This is a genomic window from Gordonia sp. NPDC003585, from assembly GCF_040610755.1.
In the GTDB taxonomy this organism is placed as follows: Bacteria; Actinomycetota; Actinomycetes; order Mycobacteriales; family Mycobacteriaceae; genus Gordonia.
Genome location: NZ_JBEXMX010000137.1, coordinates 1 through 6,705, shown reverse-complemented (window position 1 = coordinate 6,705; position 6,705 = coordinate 1). Strand labels below are relative to the sequence as shown.

Below are 6,705 nucleotides of genomic sequence, written 5' to 3'. Positions count from 1 at the left end.
GCCTACTCGGTGCTCTCGCAAGCGTCGTGGACATCGGCCGGTCTGACACCACTGCGGGGGTGGCGTGCCGCCCTCGACGAGGCGATCGCCGCGCCGGCGCCCGAAAGTAGTTCGTTACCCTGAGCCGGTGTCTGTGCCCCGAGAAGGTCTGCCCACCGACGATCACGTCGCAGTGGTGACGGTGACCTACTGGTCCGGTGAATATCTGGAGACGTTCCTGCGCAGCCTGCAGGTGGCGACCGAGCGACGGCCCCGGGTGATCATCGCCGACAACGAGTCCGGTGACGGCGCGCCGGAGGCCGCCGAACGCGACCATGAGCGCGTCACCCTTCTGCGCACCGGCGGCAACATCGGTTACGGCGGGGCGATCAACCTCGCGGTGGCCCAGATCGACCCGCAGATCGAATTCATCGTGATCGCCAACCCCGACGTCGAGTGGCTGCCCGGATCCATCGACGAGCTGCTGGCCGCGGCCGATCGGTGGCCGCGCGCCGGCTCGCTCGGGCCGTTGATCCATGAGCCGGACGGATCGGTGTACCCGTCGGCACGCAGGGTCCCCGATCTGGTGTCCGGGACCGGTCACGCCGTCCTCGGCACGGTGTGGAAATCCAATCCGTGGACGGCCGCCTACCGGGCCGAGAACGAGTCACCGACCGAGCGGAGGGCCGGCTGGCTGTCTGGCTCGTGTCTGCTGGTGCGCCGCGAGGCGTTCGACGCGATCGACGGCTTCGACTCCCGTTACTTCATGTACATGGAGGACGTCGACTTCGGTGATCGTCTCGGCCGCGCGGGCTGGGACAACGTCTACGTCCCGTCGGCCGAGGTGATCCACACCAAGGGTCACACGGCCGGACGCAATCCGGAGAAGATGCTGCCCGCCCACCATCTCAGCGCGTATCAATTCCAGGCCGACCGCAACCCGGGGATGTTGCGGGCGCCGTTGCGGCTGGCGCTGCGGGTCGGCCTGGCGGTGCGGTCGCGCCTCGCCGTGCGTTCGGCGCGTCGGGCCTCATCTGCCGAAACGAGCGAGAAATCGTGAGTGGTGGTGAAGTGTTGGGGAACAGACCGATGGAAGGAACCGACAAGTGGATGTGAACACCGTGGGGGGCTCGGTGTCCGAAGGTGAGATCGACCCAGGCAAGGCCGACGCCGTGCAGGCAGTGGTGCTGGTCGGGGGCAAGGGCACGCGCCTGCGACCGCTCACCATCTCCGCGCCCAAACCGATGCTGCCGACGGCCGGGTTGCCGTTTCTGACTCACCTGCTGTCCCGAATACAGGCCGCGGGGATCCGGGATGTGGTGTTGAGCACGTCCTTCAAGGCGTCGGTGTTCAGCGAGTACTACGGCGACGGTTCCAAGCTCGGACTGCACCTTCGCTACGTCACCGAGGACGAGCCGCTGGGTACCGGCGGCGGAATCCGGAACGTTCTCGACGAGCTGACCGCGGACACGATCGTCGTGTTCAACGGTGACGTCCTCGGCGGCACCGACGTTCGCGACGTCATCGGCGGACATCGTGAGTCGGGCGCCGACGTCACCTTGCATCTCGTCCGGGTCAGCGATCCTCGCGCCTTCGGGTGCGTTCCGACAGACGAGAACGGGCGTGTGACGGAGTTCCTGGAGAAGACCCAGGACCCGCCGACCGACCAGATCAACGCCGGTACGTATGTGTTCCGACGCGAGATCATCGAGTCGATCCCGGCCGGAGTGCCGGTGTCGGTGGAACGCGAGGTCTTTCCGCGTCTGCTGCTGGAGGGCAAGCACATCCACGGGCACGTCGATCACGCTTACTGGCGCGACATGGGCACCCCGGAAGACTTCGTGCGCGGCTCGGCCGACCTGGTGCGCGGCATCGCTCCGTCACCCGCACTCGGCGACCGCCACGGCGAATCGCTGGTCCACGAGGGTGCCGGCGTGGGGCCGGGTGCCCTGCTCATCGGCGGTACCGTCGTCGGCCGTGGCGCCGAGATCGGGCCGCGCGCTCGACTCGACGGCGCAGTCATCTTCGACGGAGCAGTCGTCGAAGCGGGTGCAGTGGTGGAACGCAGCATCGTCGGCTTCGGAGCTCGCGTGGGTCCGCGGGCCCTGATCCGTGACACGGTCATCGGAGACGGTGCCGACATCGGTGCGCGCTGCGAGCTCTTGCGTGGTGCACGAGTCTGGCCGGGCATCCAGATCCCGGACAACGGCGTGCGGTTCTCCACCGACGTCTGATCGGCCCGGCCTTGGCCGCAGTTGCGCGAGTGAGTAGGGGCTCAGCGTGCTTTCGCGGCGGCGAGCACGCCGGCGCCGAGCGGGATCACCACCGGTAGGAGTCGTTCGTCGTCGGCGATGAGCATCGCGGCCTCGCGGGCTGCGGCGGTCAGTGGGTCGTTGCGCGTGGGGTCGCCGACCGCCCCCTGCGCGGTCGCGTTGTGCACGACGACCACTCCGCCCGGACGCAGCATCCGGATCGCCTCGGTGACGAACCGGGGATGGTCGATCAGCGGGCCGTCGACGAACACCAGGTCGTAGGAGGCATCGGTGAGGCGGGGGAGTACCTCGAGCGGCGTGCCGTTGATCAGGCGGGTCCGGCCGGCCGGGATGTCGCCGCCCGCGAAGGACTGCCGCGCCGCGCGATGGTGTTCGGGTTCGGGGTCGATGGTCGTCAGCACGCCGTCGGCGGCCATACCGTTCAGCAGCCAGAGTCCACTCACGCCGGTTCCGGTGCCGATCTCCACCACGGCCCGCGCATCGGTGGCGCGCGCGAGCACGGCCAGCAGCGCACCGACAGCGGGGCTGACCGGGGCGGTGCCCAACTCGTCGGCACGTGAGCGAGCGGCCAGCAATGCGTCGTCTTCGACGATGGCCGACTCCGCGTAGGAGTTGAGGTCGGCAGGCGATGAGTCGGTCACGCATCGAGGTTAATCCGCATGCGCCCCGGATCGTGGTCACGGCACGCCACAAAGTGGCCTCGCGCACCCCGCGAGCAGGCCATTTCGTTTCGACCTGTGCGACCGTCCCACATCCTCAGCGAAACCTCAGGGGTCTCATACGGCGACCACACGACGGTGGGAGAGGCTGAGATCGCGGCCGACGGAATACCCGCCCGATGTCCGATGTTCGCAGGAGTGAACAGTCGCCGCACCGAGCGGGAGACCGCTGACAGACGGGCGATGCGACAGCACCAGAAGGGAACAAACCTCCGACGATGACCGAACCCCTGGAGTCCACCGACATGGTCCTCACCGGGACCGCCGGATTCGACGCCACCGGCGACGAACTCCTCATGCCGTCGTGGGACGAGTTGGTGCGTGAGCACGCCGACCGGGTCTACCGCCTGGCCTACCGGTTGTCGGGCAATCAGCACGACGCCGAGGATCTCACCCAGGAGACGTTCATCCGCGTCTTCCGGTCGCTGTCCAACTATCGCCCGGGAACCTTCGAAGGGTGGTTGCACCGCATCACCACCAACCTGTTCCTCGACATGGTCCGGCGGCGCAGCAAGATCCGCATGGAGGCTCTGCCCGAGGAATACGACCGGGTGCCCGCCGACACGCCCGATCCCCAGCAGATCTTCGACGCGAGCAATCTTGATCCCGATCTCCAACGTGCCCTGGATTCGTTGGCTCCGGAGTTCCGTGCCGCCGTAGTGCTCTGTGACATCGAGGGTCTGTCCTACGAGGAGATCGCGACCACCCTGGGCGTGAAGCTGGGCACCGTCCGAAGCCGTATTCATCGTGGTCGGCAGACCATTCGCGACGCGCTCGCCGCACAGGGCCACACGGACAGCCGTTCGGTCGCAGTCGGCCGCTGAGCTGGCCCGGCGCGTGTTCCGCGTCGTGACGTCGAGGTGAATGCGTGCGACTCGGGAACCTTGCCGCGCCAGGCGACGTTGTCACTTTCGGATAGGCTTGGACGTCGCATGCGACCACGCGTCGCGGGAGAGGGGTGAATTGTCGATGATGGATGGCCATCGTGGTGGGTCGGCCCGCGGTGACGAGGGCGCCGACGCGGCGTCGGCACCGAGCTTTCGACGCCGCCGCATGGCGTGGAATCCCGGTAACTGGAATCCGGCACCGTCGTCCATCGGACCCAATCGTGGCTATCGTCGCCCGGGCAGCCCCGGCGGCAGACAATTCGCCCCCACCGAACACCTCGCCCCGGAAGCCGTCGCAGCATTTGTCGACGGTGAGCTGGGCATGACCGCGCACATGCGCGCCACCCACCATCTCGCGTTGTGTCCCGAGTGCGTCGCTGCGGTCGACGCACAGACGTCGGCCCGCGCCCGCCTTCGTGAGTCCGGTCGGGTCGCCATTCCGGACTCGTTGCTCAGCCAGCTCACCCAGATCCCCACCCGCGAGATCGACATGACCCCGCGTGACACTCCGACCGACCGGATGGGCCCCGACCGTATGGGCCGCAGCCTGCCACCTGCCGCACCCATCACACCGGGAACCCCGTTGACCCGGGGCCGGATGACACGTCGGTGGGGTCGCTGAGCGTGGATGACAACCGAGAGACAGGCACCCCCGGCACATCTGATGAGTCCCGTGACGACGCTGCGGCCACACCGGCGTCGGTGAATTCCCCGTTCGAGCGGCCACAGAACTCGGAACCGACGTCGTCGGTGACCCCGCCACCCGCACGCCCGCGCCACGCCCCGGTGTCCCCGGCCGCCGCGCAGGTCTTCGGACGACCCTCAGGAGTGCGTGGCTCCTTTGCTGCCGGCCCCACGACGAATCGGCCCCAGCCCCAGGTCGCGGCACCCGACCCGGTCCTCGCCGAAGCCTTCGGTCGGCCGGACGGATCCGCGGAGACCCTTCAGCGCGACCCGCTCGCCACGTACGGCGAGAAAGACGAACCGCCGACCCCCACTGATCCCTGGCGGGACCCAGAGAGTGCGGCGCACCTCGACGCCCCTGCGGTGGCCACCGAGAAGTCGGCAGAACCCACGGTCGCCGGGCCCAAGCTGAGCGTCCGCGACGTGCTGTCGGGCAAGCGGGTCAGCTGGGTCGCGCTGGTGATCCTTGCGCTGATCGCGCTGGTCATCGGTGTCCTCGGGGGCCTTGTCGGCCGGATGACCGCGGAGACGGCGGCACCCTTGCACAGCGATACCGTCGAACTGGCCACTGACGATTCCGTCGGGAACGGCGCACCGCGGTCTTCGGTTGCGCAGGTGGCGCAGAAGGTCGCGCGCTCGGTGGTCGAGATCGACGTGCGCACCGCCAGCGCTTCCGGTACCGGTTCGGGCTTCGTCATCAGCGGCGACGGCTACATCCTCACCAACAATCACGTGATCTCGCAGGCCGCGAACGATCGCAGCGCCAAGCTCGAGGTGGTGTTCTCCGACCGCTCCCGGGTGCCCGCCCGCATCGTCGGCCGCGACATCAAGACCGATCTCGCCGTCATCAAGGTCGATGACGTCGCCAATCTCGTCGTCGCGAACCTCGGCAACTCCAACGATCTGCAGATCGGTGAGGAAGTGGTTGCCTTCGGTTCGCCGCTCGGCCTCAACCGGACGGTGACCAGCGGAATCGTCAGTGCGCTCAACCGCGCCGTCTCACTGCCACCGGACGCCGAGTCCGACACCGACGCGGTGATCGACGCCATCCAGACCGACGCCGCGATCAATCCGGGTAACTCCGGCGGTCCGCTCGTCAACGACCGTGCTCAGGTCGTCGGCATCAACACGGCCATCCGCAGCGGTGGGGGCGGTTCGATCGGACTCGGTTTCGCGATTCCGATCAGCCAGGCCCAACCGATCGCGCAAGCCCTCATCCGGGACGGCAAGGTCACTCATCCGCAGATCGGCGTCAACGTCAGCTCGGTGCGCAACGAGCGGGTGCTCGGTGCGCTCGTCCGTAACGTCGTCGCGGGCGGTCCGGCCGATCGGGCGGGTGTTCGGGAGAACGATGTCTTCGTCTCCTTCAACGGCCGTCCGGTCGAGAGTGCCGACGAGTTGAACGTCGCCGTACGAACAGCGACAATCGGCAAGGCAACACCATTCAAGTATTGGCGCGACGGGCGCGTCTTCGACGGCACCGTCACGCCTGCCAGTGACTGAGGCGTAGACATGTTCAGCAGCGTGGGTTGGGGAGAGATCGCGATCCTCATCGTGGCCGGGTTGATCATTCTCGGTCCCGAACGTCTGCCCGGCGCGGTGTCGTGGACGATGAAGTCGCTGCGTCAGGTTCGCGATTATGCGTCGGGCGCCACCAGCCAACTCAAAGAGGAACTCGGCCCCGATTTCGAGGATCTTCGCAAACCGCTCGCGGAACTCAACGAGCTGCGTGGCATGACGCCCCGCTCGATCGTCACCAAACATCTACTCGACGGAGACGACTCCGTCTTCCGAATGGCTTCGGAGGCAACGACTTTCGAGCGGGACGGCGATACCCCGGCGATCAAGCCGGTCTCCAAACCCCTGCCTACCGACGCCTTGGGGGTGGATACGTCGAAGATCGACATCACGAAGTCGGGTCCCTCCGAGGCAGCACCCCGGCCGCGCAGCACGGAACGGCCGTCGGTCACCGACTGGGATGCCACCTGATCTGTCTGCGGCTTGGCGGACACACCCTGTGTCGAATCGGGTGATCTGTGTGCTGCAGCAAACAGATTCTCCAACAGGACACAGGGTGTCGGTCGCGACTCCCTGAGATCAGCCGTGGCGGGTGGTGTCGATGCCCAGGCTCATGCCCGCCAGGCCACGGCGCCGCACGGCGAG

The 6,705-nt window shown here is 67.5% G+C and carries 7 protein-coding genes and 1 pseudogene; 7 read left to right on the top strand and 1 reads right to left on the bottom strand.

Annotation, left to right across the window (positions count from 1 at the left end):
* From ABZW74_RS23405 to ABZW74_RS23395, 3 genes and pseudogenes are all read left to right on the top strand, one after another.
* Positions 1-123, top strand: a pseudogene (locus tag ABZW74_RS23405) (NAD(P)-dependent oxidoreductase); the annotation flags it as partial.
* A 4-nt stretch (positions 124-127) separates the two neighbouring features.
* Complete coding sequence (locus ABZW74_RS23400) at positions 128-1,039, top strand: glycosyltransferase family 2 protein (RefSeq protein WP_355279768.1); 912 nt, start codon at positions 128-130, stop codon at positions 1,037-1,039.
* Between the two features lie 61 nt (positions 1,040-1,100).
* On the top strand, positions 1,101-2,213 hold the full coding sequence (locus ABZW74_RS23395; protein WP_240858989.1) for an NDP-sugar synthase: 1,113 nt from the start codon (positions 1,101-1,103) through the stop codon (positions 2,211-2,213).
* Between the two features lie 41 nt (positions 2,214-2,254).
* On the opposite strand, the gene ABZW74_RS23390 is transcribed toward ABZW74_RS23395, so the two are convergent.
* Complete coding sequence (locus ABZW74_RS23390; RefSeq protein ID WP_240858930.1) at positions 2,255-2,893, bottom strand: O-methyltransferase; 639 nt, start codon at positions 2,891-2,893, stop codon at positions 2,255-2,257.
* Positions 2,894-3,189: 296 nt separating this feature from the next.
* On the opposite strand from ABZW74_RS23390, the gene sigE reads away from it, so the two are divergent.
* From sigE to tatB, 4 genes are all read left to right on the top strand, one after another.
* Positions 3,190-3,795 (top strand): RNA polymerase sigma factor SigE, encoded by a 606-nt coding sequence (gene sigE / locus ABZW74_RS23385; RefSeq protein ID WP_355279764.1) that lies wholly within the window; start codon positions 3,190-3,192, stop codon positions 3,793-3,795.
* A gap of 145 nt (positions 3,796-3,940) precedes the next feature.
* Positions 3,941-4,480, top strand: a complete 540-nt coding sequence (locus ABZW74_RS23380) for an anti-sigma factor (RefSeq protein ID WP_240858939.1) — start codon at positions 3,941-3,943, stop codon at positions 4,478-4,480.
* 80 nt (positions 4,481-4,560) lie between these two features.
* The gene (locus tag ABZW74_RS23375; protein ID WP_355279770.1) at positions 4,561-6,045 is read left to right on the top strand and encodes a trypsin-like peptidase domain-containing protein; all 1,485 of its coding nucleotides are present in this window, start codon (positions 4,561-4,563) and stop codon (positions 6,043-6,045) included.
* Positions 6,046-6,054: 9 nt separating this feature from the next.
* Positions 6,055-6,531, top strand: coding sequence for a Sec-independent protein translocase protein TatB (gene tatB, locus ABZW74_RS23370; protein ID WP_355279761.1), 477 nt, complete (start codon positions 6,055-6,057; stop codon positions 6,529-6,531).
* The last annotated feature ends 174 nt before the right edge of the window (positions 6,532-6,705 follow it).

Excerpts from the sequence above, each read along its gene's own strand:
- ABZW74_RS23380 (WP_240858939.1), top strand. The coding sequence starts at position 3,941 with ATGATGGATGGCCATCGTGGTGGGTCGGCCCGCGGTGACGAGGGCGCC.
- tatB (WP_355279761.1), top strand. The coding sequence starts at position 6,055 with ATGTTCAGCAGCGTGGGTTGGGGAGAGATCGCGATCCTCATCGTGGCC.
- sigE (WP_355279764.1), top strand. The coding sequence starts at position 3,190 with ATGACCGAACCCCTGGAGTCCACCGACATGGTCCTCACCGGGACCGCC.